The sequence below is a fragment of the Streptomyces sp. TN58 genome, assembly GCF_001941845.1.
GTDB lineage: Bacteria > Actinomycetota > Actinomycetes > Streptomycetales > Streptomycetaceae > Streptomyces.
This window is the reverse complement of record NZ_CP018870.1, coordinates 3,936,203-3,957,993: the sequence shown is the minus strand read 5'-3', so window position 1 is coordinate 3,957,993 and position 21,791 is coordinate 3,936,203. Positions and strand designations below refer to the sequence as shown.

Annotated in this window: 20 protein-coding genes; 11 read left to right on the top strand and 9 right to left on the bottom strand. The window is 68.9% G+C overall.

Going from position 1 to position 21,791, the window contains the following annotated elements; genetic code table 11:
* Positions 1-80: 80 nt before the first annotated feature.
* The 4 genes from sigM to trxA all read left to right on the top strand — a co-directional run bounded on the left by sigM (position 81) and on the right by trxA (position 3,184).
* Complete coding sequence (gene sigM, locus BSL84_RS17940) at positions 81-776, top strand: RNA polymerase sigma factor SigM (protein WP_030025744.1); 696 nt, start codon at positions 81-83, stop codon at positions 774-776.
* Positions 773-1,699, top strand: a complete 927-nt coding sequence (locus tag BSL84_RS17935) for a hypothetical protein (RefSeq protein WP_045320630.1) — start codon at positions 773-775, stop codon at positions 1,697-1,699. Before sigM ends, BSL84_RS17935 begins: the two co-directional genes overlap by 4 nt.
* Before the next feature lie 122 nt (positions 1,700-1,821).
* Complete coding sequence (gene trxB, locus BSL84_RS17930; RefSeq protein WP_030025742.1) at positions 1,822-2,784, top strand: thioredoxin-disulfide reductase; 963 nt, start codon at positions 1,822-1,824, stop codon at positions 2,782-2,784.
* Positions 2,785-2,842: 58 nt separating this feature from the next.
* The gene (gene trxA, locus BSL84_RS17925) at positions 2,843-3,184 is read left to right on the top strand and encodes a thioredoxin (protein ID WP_030025741.1); all 342 of its coding nucleotides are present in this window, start codon (positions 2,843-2,845) and stop codon (positions 3,182-3,184) included.
* A gap of 68 nt (positions 3,185-3,252) precedes the next feature.
* Here trxA and BSL84_RS17920 read toward each other — a convergent pair whose 3' ends face one another.
* From BSL84_RS17920 to rpmH, 9 genes are all read right to left on the bottom strand, one after another.
* A complete protein-coding gene (locus BSL84_RS17920) occupies positions 3,253-3,870 on the bottom strand; it encodes a GNAT family N-acetyltransferase (protein ID WP_030025740.1) in 618 nt (205 codons plus the stop codon).
* Between the two features lie 101 nt (positions 3,871-3,971).
* Positions 3,972-5,081, bottom strand: coding sequence for a ParB/RepB/Spo0J family partition protein (locus tag BSL84_RS17915; RefSeq protein ID WP_075970730.1), 1,110 nt, complete (start codon positions 5,079-5,081; stop codon positions 3,972-3,974).
* A complete protein-coding gene (locus BSL84_RS17910) occupies positions 5,078-6,166 on the bottom strand; it encodes a ParA family protein (RefSeq protein WP_075970729.1) in 1,089 nt (362 codons plus the stop codon). Before BSL84_RS17910 ends, BSL84_RS17915 begins: the two co-directional genes overlap by 4 nt.
* Before the next feature lie 264 nt (positions 6,167-6,430).
* Positions 6,431-7,147 carry a 16S rRNA (guanine(527)-N(7))-methyltransferase RsmG gene (gene rsmG, locus BSL84_RS17905; RefSeq protein WP_045320627.1) on the bottom strand — a complete coding sequence of 239 codons (717 nt, stop codon included), beginning with the start codon at positions 7,145-7,147 and terminating at the stop codon, positions 6,431-6,433.
* Between the two features lie 129 nt (positions 7,148-7,276).
* A complete protein-coding gene (locus BSL84_RS17900) occupies positions 7,277-7,789 on the bottom strand; it encodes a protein jag (RefSeq protein ID WP_030025736.1) in 513 nt (170 codons plus the stop codon).
* Between the two features lie 15 nt (positions 7,790-7,804).
* Positions 7,805-8,905: a membrane protein insertase YidC gene (yidC, locus tag BSL84_RS17895; RefSeq protein ID WP_030025731.1), complete on the bottom strand. Its 1,101-nt coding sequence runs from the start codon at positions 8,903-8,905 to the stop codon at positions 7,805-7,807.
* A 3-nt stretch (positions 8,906-8,908) separates the two neighbouring features.
* Positions 8,909-9,190: a membrane protein insertion efficiency factor YidD gene (yidD, locus tag BSL84_RS17890; RefSeq protein ID WP_075970728.1), complete on the bottom strand. Its 282-nt coding sequence runs from the start codon at positions 9,188-9,190 to the stop codon at positions 8,909-8,911.
* Positions 9,187-9,561 (bottom strand): ribonuclease P protein component, encoded by a 375-nt coding sequence (rnpA, locus tag BSL84_RS17885; protein ID WP_075970727.1) that lies wholly within the window; start codon positions 9,559-9,561, stop codon positions 9,187-9,189. Before rnpA ends, yidD begins: the two co-directional genes overlap by 4 nt.
* 21 nt (positions 9,562-9,582) lie before the next feature.
* On the bottom strand, positions 9,583-9,720 hold the full coding sequence (gene rpmH / locus BSL84_RS17880) for a 50S ribosomal protein L34 (protein WP_007265229.1): 138 nt from the start codon (positions 9,718-9,720) through the stop codon (positions 9,583-9,585).
* Positions 9,721-10,074: 354 nt separating this feature from the next.
* Here rpmH and dnaA point away from each other — a divergent pair, with 354 nt between their 5' ends.
* The 7 genes from dnaA (at position 10,075) to gyrA (ending at position 21,789) form a co-directional block, all read left to right on the top strand.
* On the top strand, positions 10,075-11,880 hold the full coding sequence (gene dnaA, locus BSL84_RS17875; protein WP_075970726.1) for a chromosomal replication initiator protein DnaA: 1,806 nt from the start codon (positions 10,075-10,077) through the stop codon (positions 11,878-11,880).
* An 842-nt stretch (positions 11,881-12,722) separates the two neighbouring features.
* Positions 12,723-13,853 carry a DNA polymerase III subunit beta gene (gene dnaN, locus BSL84_RS17865; RefSeq protein WP_030029595.1) on the top strand — a complete coding sequence of 377 codons (1,131 nt, stop codon included), beginning with the start codon at positions 12,723-12,725 and terminating at the stop codon, positions 13,851-13,853.
* Positions 13,854-14,096: 243 nt separating this feature from the next.
* Positions 14,097-14,972, top strand: a complete 876-nt coding sequence (gene gnd / locus BSL84_RS17860; RefSeq protein ID WP_030029596.1) for a phosphogluconate dehydrogenase (NAD(+)-dependent, decarboxylating) — start codon at positions 14,097-14,099, stop codon at positions 14,970-14,972.
* A gap of 56 nt (positions 14,973-15,028) precedes the next feature.
* Complete coding sequence (recF, locus tag BSL84_RS17855) at positions 15,029-16,165, top strand: DNA replication/repair protein RecF (RefSeq protein ID WP_045320625.1); 1,137 nt, start codon at positions 15,029-15,031, stop codon at positions 16,163-16,165.
* Positions 16,166-16,314: 149 nt separating this feature from the next.
* A complete protein-coding gene (locus tag BSL84_RS17850; protein ID WP_045320663.1) occupies positions 16,315-16,791 on the top strand; it encodes a DUF721 domain-containing protein in 477 nt (158 codons plus the stop codon).
* Between the two features lie 317 nt (positions 16,792-17,108).
* Positions 17,109-19,130, top strand: a complete 2,022-nt coding sequence (gene gyrB, locus BSL84_RS17845; protein ID WP_030029793.1) for a DNA topoisomerase (ATP-hydrolyzing) subunit B — start codon at positions 17,109-17,111, stop codon at positions 19,128-19,130.
* Positions 19,131-19,173: 43 nt separating this feature from the next.
* Positions 19,174-21,789 (top strand): DNA gyrase subunit A, encoded by a 2,616-nt coding sequence (gene gyrA, locus BSL84_RS17840; protein WP_075970725.1) that lies wholly within the window; start codon positions 19,174-19,176, stop codon positions 21,787-21,789.
* The last annotated feature ends 2 nt before the right edge of the window (positions 21,790-21,791 follow it).

The window sequence follows — 21,791 nt, the reverse complement described above, 5'->3', positions numbered from 1 at the left end:
CGGTATGCGGCCGGGCCGCGTGATTCTTTACGCGCCCGGCTGACGCACCTAGTCTCCGTCCGGGGAGGAAGCAGGGTGTGATGCGAGAAGGAACCACGGAGGGGCACACCGACCGGGAGCTCCTGGATCGGCACGTGGCCGGTGACCCCGATGCGTTCGGGGAGCTCGTGCGGCGGCATCGGGACCGGTTGTGGGCCGTGGCGCTGCGGACGCTGGGGGACCGGGAGGAGGCCGCGGACGCCGTGCAGGACGCCCTGGTCTCCGCGTACCGGGCCGCGCACACCTTCCGCGGGGAATCCGCCGTCACCACCTGGCTGCACCGGATCACCGTCAACGCCTGCCTCGACCGTGCCCGCAAGGCCGCCTCGCGCAGAACGACACCCCTGGACGACACGGAGCGCCTGGAGCGCCTTCTGGAGCCCCACGAGTCCGCCGACGCACCCGCGGAGCGCCAGGACCTCCACCGTCAGCTCCTGGCCGCTCTCAGGACCCTCCCGGACGAGCAGCGGGCCGCGCTGGTCCTCGTCGACATGCAGGGATACCCCGTCGCCGAAGCCGCAGACATCCTCGACGTGCCCACTGGCACGGTGAAGAGCCGGTGCGCCCGCGGTCGGGCGAAACTCCTGCCGCTCCTCACTCATCTGCGCACGAATGCCGGGGATAACACCGCCACCGGGCGGGGAAGGAACCGGACGCCGGGCACGCCCGTCCCACCAGCGGCAGGACCCAGGCAACCAGACCCAGATGCTGTGAAGGGCGGAGGTGGACGACCGTGAGCCCTGCGACTGGCACGCCCGGCACGACCGGCACGATCCGGCACCCGGACGTCTCGGAGATCTCCGACCTGACCGAAGGGCTGCTCTCCCCGTCCCGAACCGCGGAGATCCGCCGTCACCTCGACAGCTGCGAACTGTGTGCCGACGTCCACTCCTCCCTGCAGGAGATCCGCGGCCTCCTCGGCACCCTCCCCGGGCCTGCCCGAATGCCCGGTGACATCGCCGGACGGATCGACGCGGCCCTCGCCGCCGAGGCCCTCCTCGACGCGACCCAACCACGGGAACAGACCTCAACGGCTCCCCGTCCCCGTCCGACGGGCCGTGACGTTTCACGTGAAACGTCGCCGGCCGGCCACCCGAGCGGCCCAACCGGTCCCGGGCGGCGCCGCGCACGCCGCCGGATCGCCGTCCTCGGCGGCCTGGCCGGCGCAGCCGTCTGCGCACTCGGCCTCTTCCTCTTCGTCGACTTCTCCGGCACTCCCCACCCCAACACCGCGGCTTCCGACTCCGCCGCCCATCCTCCCGTCAGCGCACCCGCCGGAGGCACCTATACCGCGCAGAGCCTCCCGGACAGCGTCCAGCGGCTCATCGCTCCCGGAACGGCTGCAAAAACCGCCCCCTCCGGCGAGCAGAACAACACTTTCGGGATGGAGGAGGCCACCGGCGCTCCCGGTGTGGCTCCCGGCGGCAAGAGGGTGGCGCCGCAGGTGCCCGCCTGTGTCCAGGACGCGACCGGCCGCTCCGACGCACCGCTCGCCGCCGAACGCGGCAGCTACCAGGGCACCGCCGTCCTCCTCCTCGTCCTGCCGGACCCGGGGGACGCCTCACGCGTGGATGCCTACCTCGTCGACACCACGTGCGAGAGCACCGGCTCGGCCACCCCCGGAAAGGTCCTCCTGAAAGACAGCTATCCGCGAAGCTGACCCGTTCAGGTCCACTGCGCCAGGTGGGGAATGCGGGCGCCGTAGGATCCGTTGGGTGGGGTGAGAGTCCGCACCGGCCCCCGGTAGGCAGCACGCAGTCCGCAGAGACGAGGAAGAAACCCGTGAGCGACGTTCGAAACGTGATCATCATCGGCTCCGGGCCGGCCGGTTACACCGCCGCCCTGTACACCGCACGCGCTTCGCTCAAGCCGCTGGTCTTCGAAGGCGCCGTCACCGCCGGTGGCGCCCTGATGAACACCACCGACGTGGAGAACTTCCCGGGCTTCCAGGACGGCATCATGGGCCCGGACCTCATGGACAACATGCGTGCCCAGGCCGAGCGCTTCGGCGCCGAGCTGGTCCCGGACGACATCGTCTCCGTGGACCTCACCGGTGAGATCAAGACCGTCACCGACACCGCCGGCGCGGTGCACCGTGCCAAGGCCGTCATCGTGACCACCGGCTCGCAGCACCGCAAGCTCGGCCTGCCCAACGAGGACGCACTCTCCGGCCGCGGTGTCTCCTGGTGCGCCACCTGCGACGGCTTCTTCTTCAAGGACCATGACATCGCCGTCGTCGGCGGCGGCGACACCGCGATCGAGGAGGCCACCTTCCTCTCCCGGTTCGCCAAGTCCGTCACGATCGTCCACCGCCGTGACAGCCTGCGCGCCTCGAAGGCGATGCAGGACCGCGCCTTCGCCGACCCCAAGATCAAGTTCGCCTGGGACAGCGAGGTCGCCGAGATCCACGGCGAGCAGAAGCTTTCCGGCCTCACCCTGCGGAACACCAAGACCGGTGAGACCTCCGAGCTGCCCGTGACCGGCCTCTTCATCGCCGTAGGCCACGACCCGCGCACCGAGTTGTTCAAGGACCAGCTGGACCTCGACGACGAGGGCTACCTCAAGGTCGACGCCCCCTCCACCCGGACCAGCGTCACCGGAGTGTTCGGCGCCGGCGACGTCGTGGACCACACCTACCGTCAGGCCATCACCGCCGCCGGCACCGGTTGCTCGGCCGCCCTCGACGCCGAGCGCTTCCTCGCGGCCCTCGCGGACGCCGAGAAGGCGGCTCACGCAGCGGTCTGAACAGCCTGATACCGCACCGCCCCACACCCCACCCCGCATGAAGAACAAGGAGGCCGCCGTGGCCGGCACCCTCAAGAACGTGACCGACGCAGACTTCGACGCCGAGGTCCTCAGGAGCGACAAGCCCGTACTGGTGGACTTCTGGGCCGCCTGGTGCGGCCCGTGCCGCCAGATCGCCCCGTCGCTGGAGGCCATCGCCGCCGAGTACGGCGACCAGATCGAAATCGTCAAGCTCAACATCGACGAGAACCCGGCCACAGCCGCCAAGTACGGCGTCATGTCCATCCCCACGCTCAACGTCTACCAGGGCGGCGAGGTCGCCAAGACGATCGTCGGGGCGAAGCCGAAGGCCGCCATCCTGCGCGACCTCTCCGACTTCGTCGAGGTCAAGACCGCCTGACGACGGCCGATGTTTCACGTGAAACGGGCCCGCCCCTCGTGGGGCGGGCCCGTTCTCGTTTTCGGTGCTCAGAGCGGACGCAACGCCGGCTCCTTGCGAGCCGCGCCCAGCAGTCGGTCCAGGGCCAGCTCAACGTCTTCCTTCCAGGACAGGGTGGACCGCAGTTCCAGTCGCAGTCGGGGGTGGGCCGGGTGCGGACGTACCGTCTTGAACCCCACGGCCAGGAGGTGGTCCGCCGGCAGCAGGCAGGCCGGCCCCTCCCACTGTGCGTCTCCGAAGGCCTCGATCGCCCGGAACCCCCTGCGCAGGAGGTCTTTGGCCACCGTCTGCACCATGACCCGGCCCAGCCCCTGGCCCTGGTACCCCGGCATGATCCACGCGGTGATGAGCTGGACGGCGTCCGGTGAGACCGGGCTCGTCGGGAAGGCAGTGGCCCGTGGGACGTAAGCCGGCGGGGCGTACAAGACGAAGCCCACCGGAACCTCGTCCACATAGACCACGCGGCCGCAGGATCCCCACTCCAGCAGGACAGCGGAGATCCATGCCTCCTTCTCCGTCGCCGAGGTGCCCGTCTTCACGGCGGCCTCACCGCTGACCGGGTCCAGTTCCCAGAAGACGCAGGACCGGCAACGTCGGGGCAGATCCTGGAGGTTGTCCAGCGTGAGCGGTACCAGCCGACGACCCATGACGGCATGGTATCCACTGGTCCATCGTTCTTCGACAGCAAGACGAAGGGGCGGACCACCGGTTCACCCCGGCAGGGTCCGCCCCTCGGCCAACCCGGAGATCACTCCCCGGCGAGGCCCTGATCCAGCACCCGGCCCTCACCCGGCGCCAACGTCCCGAGAATTCGCTCCAGATCCTCCATCGAGGCGAACTCGACGGTGATCTTGCCCTTCTTCTGGCCCAGATCCACCTTCACCCGGGTCTCGAAGCGGTCCGACAGCCGCGTCGCCAGCTCACTGAGCGCCGGGGAGACCCGGGCCCCGGCACGCGGGCCCTTCGGCTTGACCATGCTCGACGGCTCCGAGGCCATCAGCGTCACGATCTCCTCGACAGCGCGCACGGACAAGCCCTCGGCCACGATGCGATGCGCCAGCTTGTCCTGCTCCGCAGAGTCCTCCACCGAGAGCAGTGCCCGGGCGTGCCCCGCGGAGAGCACACCGGCGGCAACCCGACGCTGCACCGGAGGCGACAGCTTCAGCAGTCGCAGGGTGTTCGAGACCTGGGGCCGCGAACGACCGATCCGGTCGGCCAGCTGGTCGTGCGTGCAGTTGAAGTCCTGGAGCAGTTGGTCGTAGGCCGCAGCCTCTTCCAGCGGGTTGAGCTGAGCCCGGTGCAGGTTCTCCAGGAGCGCATCCAGCAGGAGCTTCTCGTCATCCGTCGCGCGGATGATCGCCGGAATGGCCTCCAGTCCTGCTTCCCGGCAGGCGCGCCAGCGCCGCTCACCCATGATCAGCTCATAGCGGCCGGGAGCCGACTGCCGCACGACCACCGGCTGGAGCAGACCCACCTCCTGAATGGAGGTCACCAGCTCGGCGAGCGCGTCTTCGTCGAACACCTCGCGCGGCTGCCGCGGGTTCGGCGTGATCGTGTCCATCGGAAGCTCCGCGAACATCGCTCCCGCCACCGTGTTCGCCTCGGGCCCCGACGACTCCGGTCCAGGCCCCGTAGCCGGCTCGTCCACCGTGACGACCGCCAGCGATGTTTCACGTGAAACGTCGGCCTGCGCCAGCGCAGCGAGCTTCGCCGCCGCGATCCCGCGCTCGGACGGCAGCTCCGGTACCGCTGTCGGCGAGGTGGAACCGGCACCGCCCGTCGGCAGCGTCTTCTCCTGGGGAGCCTGCGGGATCAGAGCAGCGAGCCCCCGTCCCAGCCCTCTACGTCGCTCGCTCACTGGATCCCCTCCGCCACACTCTGCGTGCTGTTCATGCCCGCGCCCAGGTGGGCGTGCTGGGACTCGTATCGCATACCGACTCCCCGATACGCGATCTCTCGCGCCGCCTCCATGTAGGAGAGGGAACCGCTGGAACCCGGGTCATACGTGAGCACCGTCTGCCCATAGCTCGGCGCTTCGGAAATTCGCACCGACCGGGGGATGCTCGTCCGCAGCACCTCCTTGCCGAAGTGGCTGCGCACCTCCTCCGCCACCTGCGAGGCCAGCCGCGTCCTGCCGTCGTACATCGTCAGCAGGATGGTCGACACGTGCAGGGCCGGGTTCAGGTGGGCCCGCACCAGATCGACATTGCGCAGCAGCTGGCCCAGACCCTCCAGCGCGTAGTACTCGCACTGGATCGGAATCAGCACCTCGGCGCCCGCCACGAGAGCGTTCACCGTCAGCAGTCCGAGGGAGGGCGGGCAGTCGATCAGGATGTAGTCGAGAGGCTGGTCGTACGCCTGGATCGCCCGCTGAAGCCGGCTCTCCCTCGCCACGAGCGACACCAGCTCGATCTCCGCGCCTGCCAGGTCGATCGTGGCCGGAGCACAGAAGAGCCCCTCGACGTCCACGACGGGCTGGACGACCTCCATGAGAGGCCGGCTGTCCACGAGCACGTGGTAGATGGACGGCACGTCGGCGTGGTGGTCGATGCCCAGAGCGGTGGACGCGTTCCCCTGCGGGTCGAGGTCGACCACGAGCACCCGGGCCCCGTTCAGGGCCAGCGAAGCCGCCAGATTCACGGTCGTCGTGGTCTTACCCACGCCGCCCTTCTGGTTGGCGACGACGATGACGCGGGTCTCTTCCGGGCGCGGCATGGCCACACCGGAGCGCCCCATGGCCTCGGCCGCCAGCTGGGCGGATCGACCGATGGGGGTCTCGTTGTCTACGAGGGGTGGGGGCGATGTTTCACGTGAAACATCCTCACCCACGGGTTCTGAGCGGGGACCGGGGACCGGGTCGGCCATCGGCCCCGCGAGGTTGGCGTCGGACCGCACGGTGTCACTCTCCTCGGCATCTGGCTCGCGATGAACAGAGCCTGCCATGCCACCAGGGTCGCGAACCAGCGGGGCCCGTACTCCTGTGGATGAATCCACCGATGTGGACAACTCCGTCCCCCCTGCGTCCTTGCGCTGGAGGGGGGACGCAGCCGCACGACCGCGGCTGATGATTCCGTGCAGCAGAGAGCGACGTTTCACGTGAAACACGATGCCCGGAGGGAGTCTTCAGGCCTCTACGACACTCCGAAATGCATACCTATAGGGCCCAACACAGACGAAATCTCCGTGTGGGCCCCCAGAGCCAGAAAATCAACGACGCCGACGCGACCGGCTCACCCTGGCGGCCTTAGCCCGCTTGGCCGCGAACCTCACTCCACCGGGGCTTTCTCCGACCTCGACTCGAACCACCGTCGACAACGGGTCCACCAGGCCCTTGCCCACCTGGAGCACCGAGGTCTTCACCACACCGAGCTTGGTCAGCGCCGTCTTGGCCGACACCAGCTCCTCCTCGGCCGTGTCGCCCTTGAGCGCCAGCATCTCCCCGTACGGGCGCAGCAGGGGAACGCCCCAGCCGGCCAGCCGGTCCAGTGGAGCCACCGCGCGCGCCGTCACCACATGCACCGGCTGGAGCTTGCCGAGGACCTCCTCGGCCCGCCCGCGCATCACCGTGACGTGGTCGAGCCCCAGCAGCTCCACGGCCTCCTGGAGGAAGGTCGTCCGACGCAGCAGCGGTTCGAGCAGAGTGATCTTGAGATCCCGGCGTACCAGTGCCAGCGGGATGCCGGGCAGACCCGCACCGGAGCCCACGTCGCAGACAGTGACGCCCTGGGGCACCACCTCCGACAGCACCGCGCAGTTCAGCAGGTGCCGCTCCCACAGCCGCGGCACCTCACGCGGGCCGATCAGGCCGCGCTTGACTCCCGCGTCCGCGAGCAGCTCCGCATACCGCACAGCTTCCGGGAAAAACTCACCGAACACCGCGCGCGCCTCTTCGGGCGCCTCGGGAAGCTCAGCTGCCTCCGTCACGGGGACCGTCCTTCCGTACTTCGTGGTCGCGAGGACCACGTATTCAAGATGCCGCGTTCACATGCCAGGCTGACAAACATCGGCCCCGCCTGCGACACAGACGGGGCCGAACACTCATGCCGCCGGCGATCAGGCCGGGAGCACAACGACGAAGCGCTGCGGCTCCTCGCCCTCGGACTCGCTCCGCAGACCGGCGGCCGCGACGGCATCGTGGACGACCTTCCGCTCGAACGGGGTCATGGGGGCCAGCTTCAGCGGCTCGCCCGACGCCTTCACGTCCGCCGCCGCCTTCGCGCCGAGGGCCGCCAGCTCCTCGCGCTTCTTCGCCCGGAAACCGGCGATGTCGAGCATCAGCCGGCTGCGGTCCCCGGTCTCCCGGTGGACGGCCAGGCGGGTCAGCTCCTGCAGGGCCTCCAGGACCTCGCCATCGCGGCCCACGAGCTTTTGCAGGTCACGGCTCGCGGAGTCACTGACGATCGACACCGCGGCACGGTCGGCCTCGACGTCCATGTCGATGTCGCCGTCCAGGTCGGCGATGTCCAGCAGGCCTTCGAGGTAGTCGGCCGCGATCTCACCCTCCTGCTCAAGGCGGGTCAGGGTGTCGCCACTCTCAGCGGCGGCGGTGGTGGTGCCTTCCGTCACGGGAGGGACTCCTTCTTACTTCTTGGGAGAGGGCTTGCTGGGCGTCTGGCGCTGCGACTTCGTCTGCCGCTTCGGCTGCTGCCGCTTCGGGCCGCTGCCTGCGGCGTCCGCATCCGCGGTGGTCTCGGAACTCTTGATCACGGAGCCGTCAGCCTGAGCGGCCAGACCCTGCTTGGACAGAGCCGTGATGAACTTCCGCTCGATGTCGTTGCGGTCCGGACCCTTGGCCACGATGGCGGCGACGACCTTCTTCTTGCCCCGGCCCTTGACCTCACCGTGCGAGGTGGCGTGCTTGAGCAGGCGCGTCAGGTACTGGTCCTGGGCCTTGCTGCCCGGCGTCGGGTTCTGGTTGATCACGTACATCTGCTGACCCATGGTCCAGACGTTGGTGGTCAGCCAGTAGACGAGGACACCGACGGGGAAGTTGATACCCATGACCGCGAAGATCACCGGGAAGATGTACATCAGCATCTTCTGCTGCTGCATGAACGGCGTCTTGACCGACAGGTCGACGTTCTTCTGCATCAGCTGGCGCTGGGTGTAGAACTGCGACAGCGACATCAGGATGATCATGACCGCGGTCACGATCCGGACGTCCGTCAGCGTGGCGCCGAGGGCCGCGACCTTCTCCGGGCTGTCCATGAACTTCGCGGCGATCGGCGCACCGAAGATCTTCGCGGCGCGGGCGCTGTCGACCAGCTGCTGGTCCATCGCGCCGATCTGCTCGCCGTCGGCGATCTTCGACAGCACGTGGTACAGAGCGAAGAAGAACGGGGACTGCGCGAGGATGGGAAGGCACGAGGAGAGCGGGTTGGTACCCGTCTCCTTGTACAGCTTCATCATCTCTTCGGACTGACGCTGCTTGTCGTTCTTGTAGCGCTCCTGGATCGCCTTCATCTTCGGCTGGAGCGCCTGCATGCCGCGCGTCGCCTTGATCTGCTTCACGAAGAGCGGGATCAGGCAGATGCGGATCAAGATCACCAGGGACACGATGGACAGGCCCCAGGCCCATCCACTGGACTCACCGAAGATCGCCCCGTACAGCGAGTGGAACTGGACGATGATCCATGAGACGGGGTAAGTGATAAAGCTGAACAGACTGGCAATCGTGTCCACTAATCAGGCTCCTTGAGCATTGCGAGATCTACGCAACGCACTGCGCAGCTGCTCGTGCCAACGCGGGCGTTTACGGGGTGGGACATGGTCCACACCACCCGGGGACCACGGATTGCACCGCAGGATCCGCCAGGCGGTCAGCACTGTCCCCTTCACCGCACCATGCCGGTCGATGGCCGTGTACCCGTAGTGCGAACACGACGGGTAATAGCGGCACACCGGCCCGAGCAGCGGACTGATCGTCCACTGGTACAGCTTGATCAAAGCGAGCAGCGGGTACTTCATCGAGCCACGCCTCCCAGGAGCCGCACCAGAGCGGCATCCAGGTCCCGGGCCAGTTCGTCGGGGCCGGCATCACCCGCTCCGGGCAACGCTCGTACCACCACCAGGCTACCGGCGGGCAGCTGTGGGAGCCGCTCGCGGACCAGATGGCGAAGACGCCGCTTCACCCGGTTCCGTACGACGGCGTTGCCTACGGCCTTGCTGACGACGAAACCCGCACGCGACGAGGGATCGATCTCCCCCGACTCGTGCGGGTCCGTAGCACCGCTTGTACGTAGGTGGACGACGAGGAGTGGGCGACCGGCCCTGCGTCCTCGGCGTACCGCGCTCGCGAAGTCCTCGCGCCGCCTCAGCCGATTCTCGGGAGACAGCACGACGTCACGACCTGCGCGTTGTTACGCGGAAAGGGCGGAACGGCCCTTGGAACGGCGGTTCGCGAGGATCGCGCGACCGGCGCGGGTACGCATCCGCAGGCGGAAGCCGTGGGTCTTGGCACGACGGCGGTTGTTCGGCTGGAAGGTGCGCTTGCTCACTCGGGGGCTCCAGAGAATGAATCGTTGTGGCGGGACATCGCCTGGCTGTCACCGTGCGCCCACGAGGAAACTCGCGTGTTCGCCCGAGTGGCACCGCTAATTGATCACTATCAGTGACCTTCGCCCATCGGTAGGCAGGCGGCAGCAGCCATCGACAACTCGACCTCGTTACGGTACGCGCGGCTACGCCATCCGGTCAAACCGAGCCTGCCCGCCTCCCCGCTGTGCACAGGCTGTGGACAACGACTTGAACCGCAGCCTCTGGCCTGACTACCGTTGCCTGACCCCGGATTTTTGTCCCGACCGTCCCAAAGAACCACACATTCGTGGGACCCCTGTGAGAGAGCGTGCTCTGTGGCTGACGTACCTGCCGATCTTGCCGCAGTGTGGCCAAGGGTGCTCGAAAAGCTCCTCGGGGAGGGACAGCCGGGCATCGAGCCCAAGGACAAGCAGTGGGTCGAGCGGTGCCAGCCCCTGGCACTCGTCGCCGACACCGCCCTCCTGGCCGTCCCCAACGAGTGGGGCAAGCGCGTCCTCGAAGGCCGCCTCGCGCCGCTGATCAGCGACGCGCTCAGCCGCGAGTGCGGCCGCCCCATCCGGATCGCCATCACCGTGGACGACTCCGCAGGCGAGCCCGCCCCGCCGGCGCCGCCCGTCCAGCAGGCCGGCGGCTACGAGCCGTACGGCGGCCAGCGCCCGGGCGGCGGCGGCCCCTCGGACGACCAGCTCCCCACGGCCCGCCCTGCCTATCCCGACTACCAGCAGCAGCGCCCCGAGCCCGGCGCATGGCCCCGCGGCGGCCAGCAGGACGACTACGGCTGGCAGCAGCCGCGCCTGGGCGGCTTCCCCGAGCGCGACCCCTATGCCTCGCCCCAGCCCGGCTACCTCCAGCAGGCCGAGCCCTCGGGCTACGAGCAGCAGTACGACCAGGGCTCCTTCGACCAGGGCTCCTTCGACCAGCAGCAGTACGAGCAGTCCCCGTACGAGCAGCAGCAGTCGCACCAGCCCCATCAATCCCATCAATACGAGCAGCAGTCCTACGAGCAGCCGACGCCCCGCACTGCTCCCGGCCGCCCCGCGGCGCCCCCGGCCCCGTCCGGCGGCTCCACCTCGGGCCCGCTGGAGCCGACCGCCCGGCTGAACCCGAAGTACCTCTTCGACACCTTCGTCATCGGCGCGTCCAACCGCTTCGCGCACGCCGCAGCGGTGGCCGTGGCCGAAGCGCCGGCGAAGGCCTACAACCCCCTTTTCATCTACGGGGAGTCGGGCCTCGGCAAGACGCACCTGCTGCACGCCATCGGGCACTACGCACGGAGCCTCTACCCCGGCACACGTGTGCGGTACGTGAGCTCCGAGGAGTTCACCAACGAGTTCATCAACTCGATCCGCGACGGCAAGGGCGACGCGTTCCGCAAGCGCTACCGCGAGATGGACATCCTGCTCGTCGACGACATCCAGTTCCTCGCGAGCAAGGAGTCGACGCAGGAGGAGTTCTTCCACACCTTCAACACGCTCCACAACGCCAACAAGCAGATCGTCCTCTCCTCCGACCGGCCGCCCAAGCAGCTCGTCACCCTTGAGGACCGGCTCCGCAACCGCTTCGAGTGGGGCCTGATCACGGACGTCCAGCCCCCCGAGCTGGAGACCCGCATCGCGATCCTGCGCAAGAAGGCGGTCCAGGAGCAGCTCAACGCCCCGCCGGAGGTACTGGAGTTCATCGCCTCCCGCATCTCGCGCAACATCCGCGAGCTGGAGGGCGCGTTGATCCGGGTCACGGCCTTCGCGAGCCTCAACCGCCAGCCGGTCGACCTGGGCCTGACCGAGGACGTCCTCAAGAACCTGATCCCCGGCGGCGAGGACAGCGCGCCGGAGATCACGGCCACCGACATCATGGCGGCCACAGCGGACTACTTCGGCCTGACCGTGGACGACCTGTGCGGCTCCTCGCGCAGCCGGGTCCTGGTCACCGCCCGGCAGATCGCCATGTACCTGTGCCGGGAGCTCACCGACCTGTCACTGCCGAAGATCGGGGCGCAGTTCGGCGGCCGCGACCACACCACGGTCATGCACGCGGACCGCAAGATCCGCGCTCTGATGGCCGAGCGGCGCTCCATCTACAACCAGGTCACCGAGCTCACCAACCGCATCAAGAACGGCTGACTGGCCCCTTCGTACGCGATTCAGAGGGCGCTTCCGGTCCACACCGGGGGCGCCCTTCTTCGTGCGCGCGCCCCTGACCTGTTCGAATACGCCCCCTGCGGAGCAACTTATCCACAGATTCGGGGACTTTCTTCCGTCCACACCCTGGGGACCGGTCGCGTCGCCCACAATCTGTCCACAGGGCTGCTTGTTGAGGAACCATCAGACCTGGTCAGAACCCTGTGGATTTGTGCGCAACCGCTATCCACAGGCTGTGGACGAAACATCCGTCCACAGCCCTGTCCACGCGGTTGTCCACCACCACCCCACAGGTTCCCCCATGCTGTGCACAGCTTCTGCGGGCTTCTCCACACCCTTGTCCACTGTTCGGCAACCCGCCACCCCCTCTCACCGGCCGGAGTGAAAGCCGTCACACGGATGTAGACGTTTGGGTTGTGGAGTACCGGGGGAAAGCTGGGGACACACCTGTGGAGTAATCGGGGGTACCTGGGGACAGCCTGTGCAGAACTTTTTGTTCTCCACAGGGACACCGGGTTGTCCACCGCCTCCACCCACAGGGCCGGTGGATAAAAAACGCACTCTGAGCTGCGACGACGGGGTTATCCACCGTTTCCACAGGCCCTACTACTACCCCCATGGAGAGTTAGGCCGGTTTCGGTTTTCAAGCAGGTCCTGTGCACAACTCGCCGGTCGCCCGTCCCGGCTCCTCGCTCCCGACTTGACCGCCGGCCGCACCGACTGTCGGCGCCGTACGTCAGACTGGTCCCCGGCATCGGTCGAGGCATCGACGAGCCGACGACGAAGGCCGGCAGACGAGCGAGCAACAGCAGGAGGCGGTTCCGGTGAAGATCCGGGTGGAGCGCGACGTACTCGCGGAGGCGGTGGCCTGGGCGGCCCGCAGCCTCCCGGCCCGGCCGCCGGTGCCCGTTCTCGCGGGCCTGCTGCTCAAGGCCGAGGAAGGCACGCTGAGCCTCTCCGGCTTCGACTACGAGGTCTCGGCCCGTGTCTCGGTCGAGGCGGACGTGGAGGAGGACGGCACCGTCCTGGTCTCCGGCCGACTGCTCGCCGACATCTGCCGCGCCCTCCCCAACCGCCCGGTGGAGATTTCCACAGACGGTGTACGGGCGACCGTGGTCTGCGGCTCCTCGCGATTCACACTCCACACCCTGCCTGTGGAGGAGTACCCGGCCCTGCCGCAGATGCCGACCGCGACCGGCACCGTTCCCGGCGAGGTCTTCGCCGCCGCCGCCAAGCAGGTCGCCACGGCCGCGGGCCGCGACGACACGCTGCCGGTGCTGACCGGTGTCCGCATCGAGATCGAGGGCGACCGCGTCACGCTGGCCTCCACCGACCGCTACCGCTTCGCGGTCCGCGAGTTCCTGTGGAAGCCGGAGAACCCGGACGCGTCGGCCGTGGCCCTGGTGCCCGCCAAGACGCTCCAGGAGATCGCCAACTCGCTGACCAGCGGTGACACCGTCACCCTGGCGCTTTCCGGCTCCGGCGCGGGCGAAGGCCTGATCGGTTTCGAGGGCGCCGGCCGCCGCACCACCACCCGGCTTCTCGAAGGCGACCTGCCCAAGTACCGCACGCTCTTCCCGACCGAGTTCAACTCCGTCGCGGTGATCGAGACCGCCCCCTTCGTCGAGGCCGTCAAGCGCGTCGCCCTGGTGGCCGAGCGCAACACCCCGGTCCGCCTCAGCTTCGAGCAGGGCGTGCTCATCCTGGAAGCCGGCTCCTCCGACGACGCACAGGCTGTGGAAAGGGTCGACGCCCAGCTCGACGGCGACGACATCTCCATCGCCTTCAACCCGACCTTCCTGCTGGACGGCCTCAGCGCGATCGCCTCCCCGGTGGCGCAGCTCAGCTTCACCACGTCGACCAAGCCCGCGCTCCTCAGCGGCCGCCCGGCGCTCGACGCGGAGGCCGACGAGTCGTACAAGTACCTGATCATGCCGGTGCGCCTCTCCGGCTGACGCTCCTCGACTGCGCCGGGCCCGGTCGCGCACGCTGTTGCGGCCGGGCCCGGCGTCGTCCACAGGCTGGGGAAGATCCCGGGAAAACCGGGGAGGTCCGAGCGGCCGCCATGGAGCGCCCGCGGGGCCCGCCGCCACGGCCCGGCGTAGGCTCGGATCCGGTGGGCGGCCCCCGCCCGTCCCGCGCGGACGCCGCCGGGGCAGCCCCGGCAAAGACGGCCACAACGCTTAAGGAACCACCTGATGGAGCTTGGTCTCGTCGGTCTCGGCAAGATGGGCGGCAACATGCGCGAGCGCATCCGCCGCGCAGGCCACACCGTCATCGGATACGACCGCAACCCGGACCTCGCGGATGTCCACAGCCTCCGGGAACTTGTGGACAGCCTGCAGGCCCCCCGCGTCGTCTGGGTGATGGTCCCCGCCGGTGCGGCGACCCAGTCCACCGTCGACGAGCTGTCCGAGCTGCTCTCGATCGGCGACATCGTCGTCGACGGCGGCAACTCCCGCTGGACGGACGACGAGAAGCATGCCGAGGAGCTGGCGGCCAAGGGCATCGGCTTCGTCGACTGCGGTGTCTCCGGCGGCGTGTGGGGTCTGGAGAACGGCTACGCGCTGATGTACGGCGGCGCCAAGGACCACGTCGCCCGCGTCCAGCCGATCTTCGACGCCCTCAAGCCCGAGGGTGACTTCGGCGCCGTGCACGCCGGCAAGGTCGGCGCGGGCCACTTCGCGAAGATGGTCCACAACGGCATCGAGTACGCCATGATGCAGGCCTACGCCGAGGGCTGGGAGCTCCTGGAGAAGGTGGACTCGGTCACCGACGTCCGCGAGGTCTTCCGCTCCTGGCAGGAGGGCACCGTCATCCGCTCCTGGCTGCTGGACCTGGCTGTGAACGCCCTCGACGAGGACGAGCACCTGGAGCAGCTGCGCGGCTTCGCGCAGGACTCGGGCGAGGGCCGCTGGACGGTGGAGGCGGCGATCGACAACGCCGTGCCGCTGCCCGCGATCACGGCGTCGCTGTTCGCGCGGTTCGCCTCGCGGCAGGACGACTCCCCGCAGATGAAGATGATCGCCGCGCTGCGCAACCAGTTCGGCGGCCACGCGGTCGAGAAGAAGTAGCAGTTCAGCAGCACAGCACCACAGAGCAGTGGAAAGCCGGGGGAGGTCGGCGCCGTATGCATGTCTCGCATCTCTCGTTGGCCGACTTCCGCTCGTACGCCCGGGCCGAGGTACCCCTCGACCCGGGCGTCACCGCTTTCGTGGGGCCCAACGGCCAGGGCAAGACCAACCTCGTCGAGGCGGTCGGCTACCTGGCGACGTTGGGCAGCCACCGCGTGTCCTCGGACGCCCCGCTCGTGCGGATGGGCGCCGAGCGGGCCGTGATCCGCGCCGCCGTCACCCAGGGCGAGCGCCGGCAGCTGGTCGAGCTGGAGCTGAACCCCGGCCGCGCCAACCGGGCCCGCATCAACCGGTCCTCGCAGGTCAGACCGCGGGACGTGCTGGGGATCGTACGGACGGTGCTCTTCGCGCCGGAGGACCTGGCCCTGGTCAAGGGCGACCCGGGCGAGCGGCGCAAGTTCCTCGACGAGCTGGTCACGGCGCGCTCGCCGCGGATGGCGGGGGTCCGCTCGGACTACGACCGGGTGCTCAAGCAGCGCAACACCCTGCTGAAGTCCGCGGCGATGGCCCGCCGACACGGCGGCCGCTCGATGGACCTGTCCACCCTGGACGTGTGGGACCAGCACCTCGCGCGCGCGGGCGCGGAGCTGCTGGCGCAGCGCCTCGACCTGCTCGCGACGCTGCTTCCGCTGGCGGACAAGGCGTACGAGCAGCTCGCGCCGGGCGGCGGCCCGCTGGGCCTGGCGTACAGGTGCTCGGCCGGCGAGAGCGTCGACAGCGGGGCGGCGCGCACCCGCGAGGCCCTGTACGAGGTGCTGCTGGCCGCTCTCGGCGAGGTGCGCAAGCAGGAGATCGAGCGCGGCGTGACCCTGGTCGGCCCGCACCGCGACGACGTGTTGCTGAGGCTGGGGGAGCTGCCCGCCAAGGGCTACGCCAGCCACGGCGAGTCCTGGTCGTACGCGCTGGCGCTGCGGCTGGCCTCCTACGAGCTGCTGCGCTCGGAGGGCAGCGAGCCGGTGCTGATCCTGGACGACGTGTTCGCGGAACTGGACGCGCGGCGCCGGGAGCGGCTGGCGGAGCTGGTGGCGCCCGGCGAGCAGGTGCTGGTGACGGCGGCCGTGGACGACGACGTCCCGGGAGTGCTGGTGGGCGCGCGGTTCGGGGTGTCCGGCGGTGAGGTGACCCGGTTGTGAACGAGCACGGCAAGGATCTCCGGCGCGGCGGCGACGACGGCGCCGGTCGCGGCGACGGGGCCCGGCCCGGTGACGGCGTCCGTCCCGGTGACGGCGCCCGGCAGGGCGGCGACCCGCAGCGGGCGCGCAGGGCCCCGGAGGCCTCCGGTGTGGACCTGGCCCGCCAGGCCCTCGCGGCGGCGCGCGAGCAGGCACGGGCCCGGGGCAACGCCGCGGGCGGCGGCAAGCGGCGGCAGCCGGGGCTGCGATCGGGCGCCCGTGCGGACGGCCGGGACCCGATGCCGCTGATGGCGGCGCTGGACCGGCTGCGCACCGAGCGCGGCTGGGAGATGCCGATGGCGGTGGCGGGCGTGATGGAGCGCTGGGCGGAGATCGTCGGCCCGGAGATCGCCGCGCACTGTGAACCGCAGCGCTACGAGAACCGTGAGCTTGTCGTGAGGTGCGACTCCTCGGCCTGGGCGGCGCAGCTGAAGCTGCTGGCCCCGCAGCTGGTGGCGCGGCTCAACGCGGATCTGGGGCAGGGCACGGTCCGCCTGATCAAGGTGCACGGCCCGGGCGGACGTCCCAAGGGGTACGGGCCCTGGCGGGCTCCCGGGAGCACCGGACCCGGCGACACCTACGGGTGAGTAGCACCCGGAAGTAGCACCGTGGGGCGCTGTTGCGGGTGCCCCGGCGGGTGGCGTCCCTCACGGTAGCCGGAGGTTGACAGGCCGAAGCGCTGGGTGCCCGTGTGAGCCTCTTTGAGCCCCTTCCCGGATATGGGGAGTCGGAGAGTGGCGGTTCAGGGCGGCACATGCGGACTCAGGTACCGGCAAACCCCCATTCATGTCAGTGGTACCGGTAGACTGGAGGAAATCCCGCCCGTTCGCGGGATCACGCAGACAACGCAGATCGACGCGGCCGCTCCGCTGGCGCACTTGCTGGGTCCGGAGCACGGGCTGCGCTGTGCCAGAAAGGGCGCTTCGTGGCCGATTCCGGCGACTCCAACGAGAAGAATTACGACGCCAGTGCGATCCAGGTCCTTGAGGGCCTGGACGCGGTCCGCAAGCGGCCGGGTATGTACATCGGCTCGACGGGTGAGCGTGGTCTGCACCACCTCGTCTACGAGGTCGTCGACAACTCGGTCGACGAGGCGCTGGCCGGGCACGCGGACACCATCGACGTGACGATCCTCGCCGACGGCGGTGTGCGCGTCGTGGACAACGGCCGCGGTATCCCGGTCGGCATCGTTCCGTCCGAGGGGAAGCCGGCCGTCGAGGTCGTCCTGACCGTGCTGCACGCGGGCGGCAAGTTCGGCGGCGGGGGTTACGCCGTCTCCGGCGGTCTGCACGGCGTCGGCGTGTCCGTCGTGAACGCCCTGTCGACCAAGGTCGCGGTCGAGGTCAAGACGGACGGCCACCGCTGGACCCAGGACTACAAGCTCGGCGTGCCGACGGCCCCGCTGGCCAAGAACGAGGAGACGGCGGAGACCGGCACCTCGGTCACCTTCTGGGCCGACGGGGACATCTTCGAGACGACCGAGTACTCCTTCGAGACGCTGTCGCGCCGCTTCCAGGAGATGGCCTTCCTCAACAAGGGCCTCACCCTGTCGCTGACGGACGAGCGCGAGTCGGCGAAGGCGACCGTCGGCGCGGACGACCCGGACGCGGACGCGGCGGAGCCCGCGGCGCGCACGGTGAAGTACTACTACGAGGGCGGCATCGTCGACTTCGTGAAGTACCTCAACTCGCGCAAGGGCGAGCTGATCCACCCCACCGTCATCGACGTCGAGGCCGAGGACAAGGAGCGCATGCTCTCGGTCGAGATCGCGATGCAGTGGAACTCGCAGTACACCGAGGGTGTCTACTCCTTCGCGAACACGATCCACACGCACGAGGGCGGCACCCACGAGGAGGGCTTCCGCGCGGCGCTGACCGGTCTGGTCAACCGCTACGCGCGTGACAAGAAGCTGCTCCGCGAGAAGGACGACAACCTCGCCGGCGAGGACATCCGCGAGGGCCTGACGGCGATCATCTCGGTCAAGCTGGGCGAGCCCCAGTTCGAGGGCCAGACGAAGACCAAGCTGGGCAACACCGAGGCCAAGACCTTCGTGCAGAAGGTCGTCCACGAGCACCTGAACGACTGGTTCGACCGCAACCCGGTCGAGGCCGCGGACATCGTCCGCAAGTCGATCCAGGCGGCCACGGCGCGCGTCGCGGCCCGCAAGGCCCGTGACCTGACGCGCCGCAAGGGCCTGCTGGAGAGCGCCTCGCTGCCGGGCAAGCTGTCCGACTGCCAGTCGAACGACCCGACCAAGTGCGAGATCTTCATCGTCGAGGGCGACTCCGCCGGCGGCTCGGCGAAGTCCGGCCGCAACCCGATGTACCAGGCCATCCTGCCGATCCGCGGCAAGATCCTGAACGTCGAGAAGGCGCGCATCGACAAGATCCTCCAGAACACCGAGGTCCAGGCGCTGATCAGCGCCTTCGGCACCGGTGTGCACGAGGACTTCGACATCGAGAAGCTCCGCTATCACAAGATCATCCTGATGGCGGACGCCGACGTCGACGGCCAGCACATCAACACCCTGCTGCTGACGTTCCTCTTCCGCTTCATGCGGCCGCTGGTCGAGGCCGGCCACGTGTACCTGTCCCGTCCCCCGCTCTACAAGATCAAGTGGGGCCGCGACGACTTCGAGTACGCGTACTCGGACCGCGAGCGCGACGCGCTGGTGGAGCTCGGCAAGCAGAACGGCAAGCGGATCAAGGAAGACTCGATCCAGCGCTTCAAGGGTCTGGGCGAGATGAACGCCGAGGAGCTGCGCGTCACCACCATGGACGTGGACCACCGTGTCCTCGGCCAGGTCACCCTCGACGACGCGGCGCAGGCCGACGACCTGTTCTCGGTGCTGATGGGTGAGGACGTCGAGGCGCGGCGCTCCTTCATCCAGCGCAACGCCAAGGACGTCCGCTTCCTCGACATCTGAGTCGGCTCCGCTGACCGCCGCCTGAAAGGACTTCTGACCAGCAATGGCCGACGAAACCACCCAGCCCGCCCAGAACGCAGAGAACCCCGTCGAGGAGCAGCCCGTCCTGCGCATCGAGCCCGTCGGGCTCGAAACGGAGATGCAGCGCTCCTACCTCGACTACGCGATGTCCGTCATCGTCTCGCGCGCCCTGCCGGACGTGCGCGACGGCCTCAAGCCGGTGCACCGCCGCGTGCTGTACGCGATGTACGACGGCGGCTACCGGCCCGAGAAGGGCTTCTACAAGTGCGCCCGCGTCGTCGGCGACGTCATGGGCACCTACCACCCGCACGGTGACAGCTCGATCTACGACGCCCTGGTCCGCCTGGCCCAGCCGTGGTCGATGCGCATGCCGCTGGTGGACTCCAACGGCAACTTCGGCTCCCCGGGCAACGACCCGGCGGCCGCGATGCGCTACACCGAGTGCAAGCTCATGCCGCTGGCCATGGAGATGCTCCGGGACATCGACGAGGAGACCGTCGACTTCCAGGACAACTACGACGGCCGCAACCAGGAGCCCACCGTCCTGCCGGCGCGCTTCCCGAACCTGCTGATCAACGGCAGCGCCGGCATCGCGGTCGGCATGGCCACCAACATCCCGCCGCACAACCTCCGCGAGGTCGCGGACGGCGCGCAGTGGTACCTGGCCAACCCGGACGCCTCGCACGAGGAGCTCCAGGACGCGCTCATCGAGCGGATCAAGGGCCCGGACTTCCCGACCGGCGCGCTGGTCGTGGGCCGCAAGGGCATCGAGGAGGCGTACCGGACCGGGCGCGGCTCCATCACGATGCGCGCGGTGGTGGAGGTCGAGGAGATCCAGAACCGCCAGTGCCTGGTGGTCACGGAGCTGCCGTACCAGACCAACCCCGACAACCTGGCGCAGAAGATCGCGGACCTGGTCAAGGACGGCAAGGTCGGCGGCATCGCCGACGTCCGCGACGAGACCTCCTCGCGGACCGGCCAGCGCCTGGTGATCGTCCTCAAGCGGGACGCCGTCGCCAAGGTCGTGCTGAACAACCTCTACAAGCACACCGACCTGCAGACGAACTTCGGCGCGAACATGCTGGCGCTGGTGGACGGCGTGCCGCGCACGCTGTCGATCGACGCCTTCATCCGCCACTGGGTGACCCACCAGATCGAGGTCATCGTCCGGCGTACGCGCTTCCGCCTGCGCAAGGCGGAGGAGCGCGCGCACATCCTGCGCGGTCTGCTCAAGGCGCTGGACGCGATCGACGAGGTCATCGCGCTGATCCGGCGCAGCAACACGGTCGAGATCGCGCGCGAGGGCCTGATGGGCCTCCTGGAGATCGACGAGATCCAGGCGAACGCGATCCTGGAGATGCAGCTCCGCCGCCTCGCGGCCCTGGAGCGCCAGAAGATCGTCGCCGAGCACGACGAGCTCCAGGCCAAGATCAACGAGTACAACGCCATCCTGGCCTCGGAGGAGCGCCAGCGCTCCATCGTCAGCGAGGAACTGGCCGCGATCGTCGAGAAGTTCGGCGACGACCGGCGCTCGAAGCTGGTGCCCTTCGACGGTGACATGTCCATCGAGGACCTGATCGCCGAAGAGGACATCGTCGTCACGATCACCCACGGCGGCTACGTCAAGCGCACCAAGACCGAGGACTACCGCTCGCAGAAGCGCGGCGGCAAGGGCGTGCGCGGCACGAAGCTGAAGCAGGACGACCTGGTCGACCACTTCTTCGTCTCCACCACGCACCACTGGCTGCTGTTCTTCACGAACAAGGGCCGGGTCTACCGGTCCAAGGCGTACGAGCTGCCGGACGCCGGCCGCGACGCGCGCGGCCAGCACGTGGCGAACCTGCTGGCCTTCCAGCCGGACGAGAAGATCGCCCAGATCCTCGCGATCCGCGACTACGAGGCCGCGCCCTACCTGATCCTGGCCACCAAGGGCGGCCTGGTGAAGAAGACGGCGCTGAAGGACTACGACTCCCCGCGCTCGGGCGGCGTGATCGCGATCAACCTGCGCGAGACCGAGGACGGCAGCGACGACGAGCTGATCGGTGCCGAGCTGGTGTCCGCCGAGGACGACCTGCTGCTGATCAGCAAGAAGGCGCAGTCGATCCGCTTCACGGCGACCGACGAGGCGCTGCGCCCGATGGGCCGCGCGACGTCGGGTGTGAAGGGCATGAGCTTCCGCGAGGGGGACGAACTGCTCTCGATGAGCGTCGTCCGGCCCGGTACGTTCGTCTTCACCGCGACCGACGGCGGCTACGCCAAGCGGACGCCGGTCGACGAGTACCGCGTCCAGGGCCGTGGCGGTCTGGGCATCAAGGCCGCGAAGATCGTGGAGGACCGCGGGTCGCTCGTCGGGGCGCTCGTGGTGGACGAAACGGACGAGATTCTCGCCATCACGCTCAGCGGTGGTGTGATTCGTACGCGCGTCAATGAAGTCAGGGAGACCGGCCGTGACACCATGGGCGTCCAGCTGATCAACCTGGGCAAGCGCGATGCCGTGGTGGGCATCGCCCGTAACGCCGAGGCCGGTCAGGAAGCTGACGAGGTCGAGGTCGACGAGAACGAGACCGAGGCGGCCGACGTACCGGCCGCCGAGGCCGCCGAGGGCACGCAGCCTTCGGCCGGGGAGCACGAGGAGTAAGT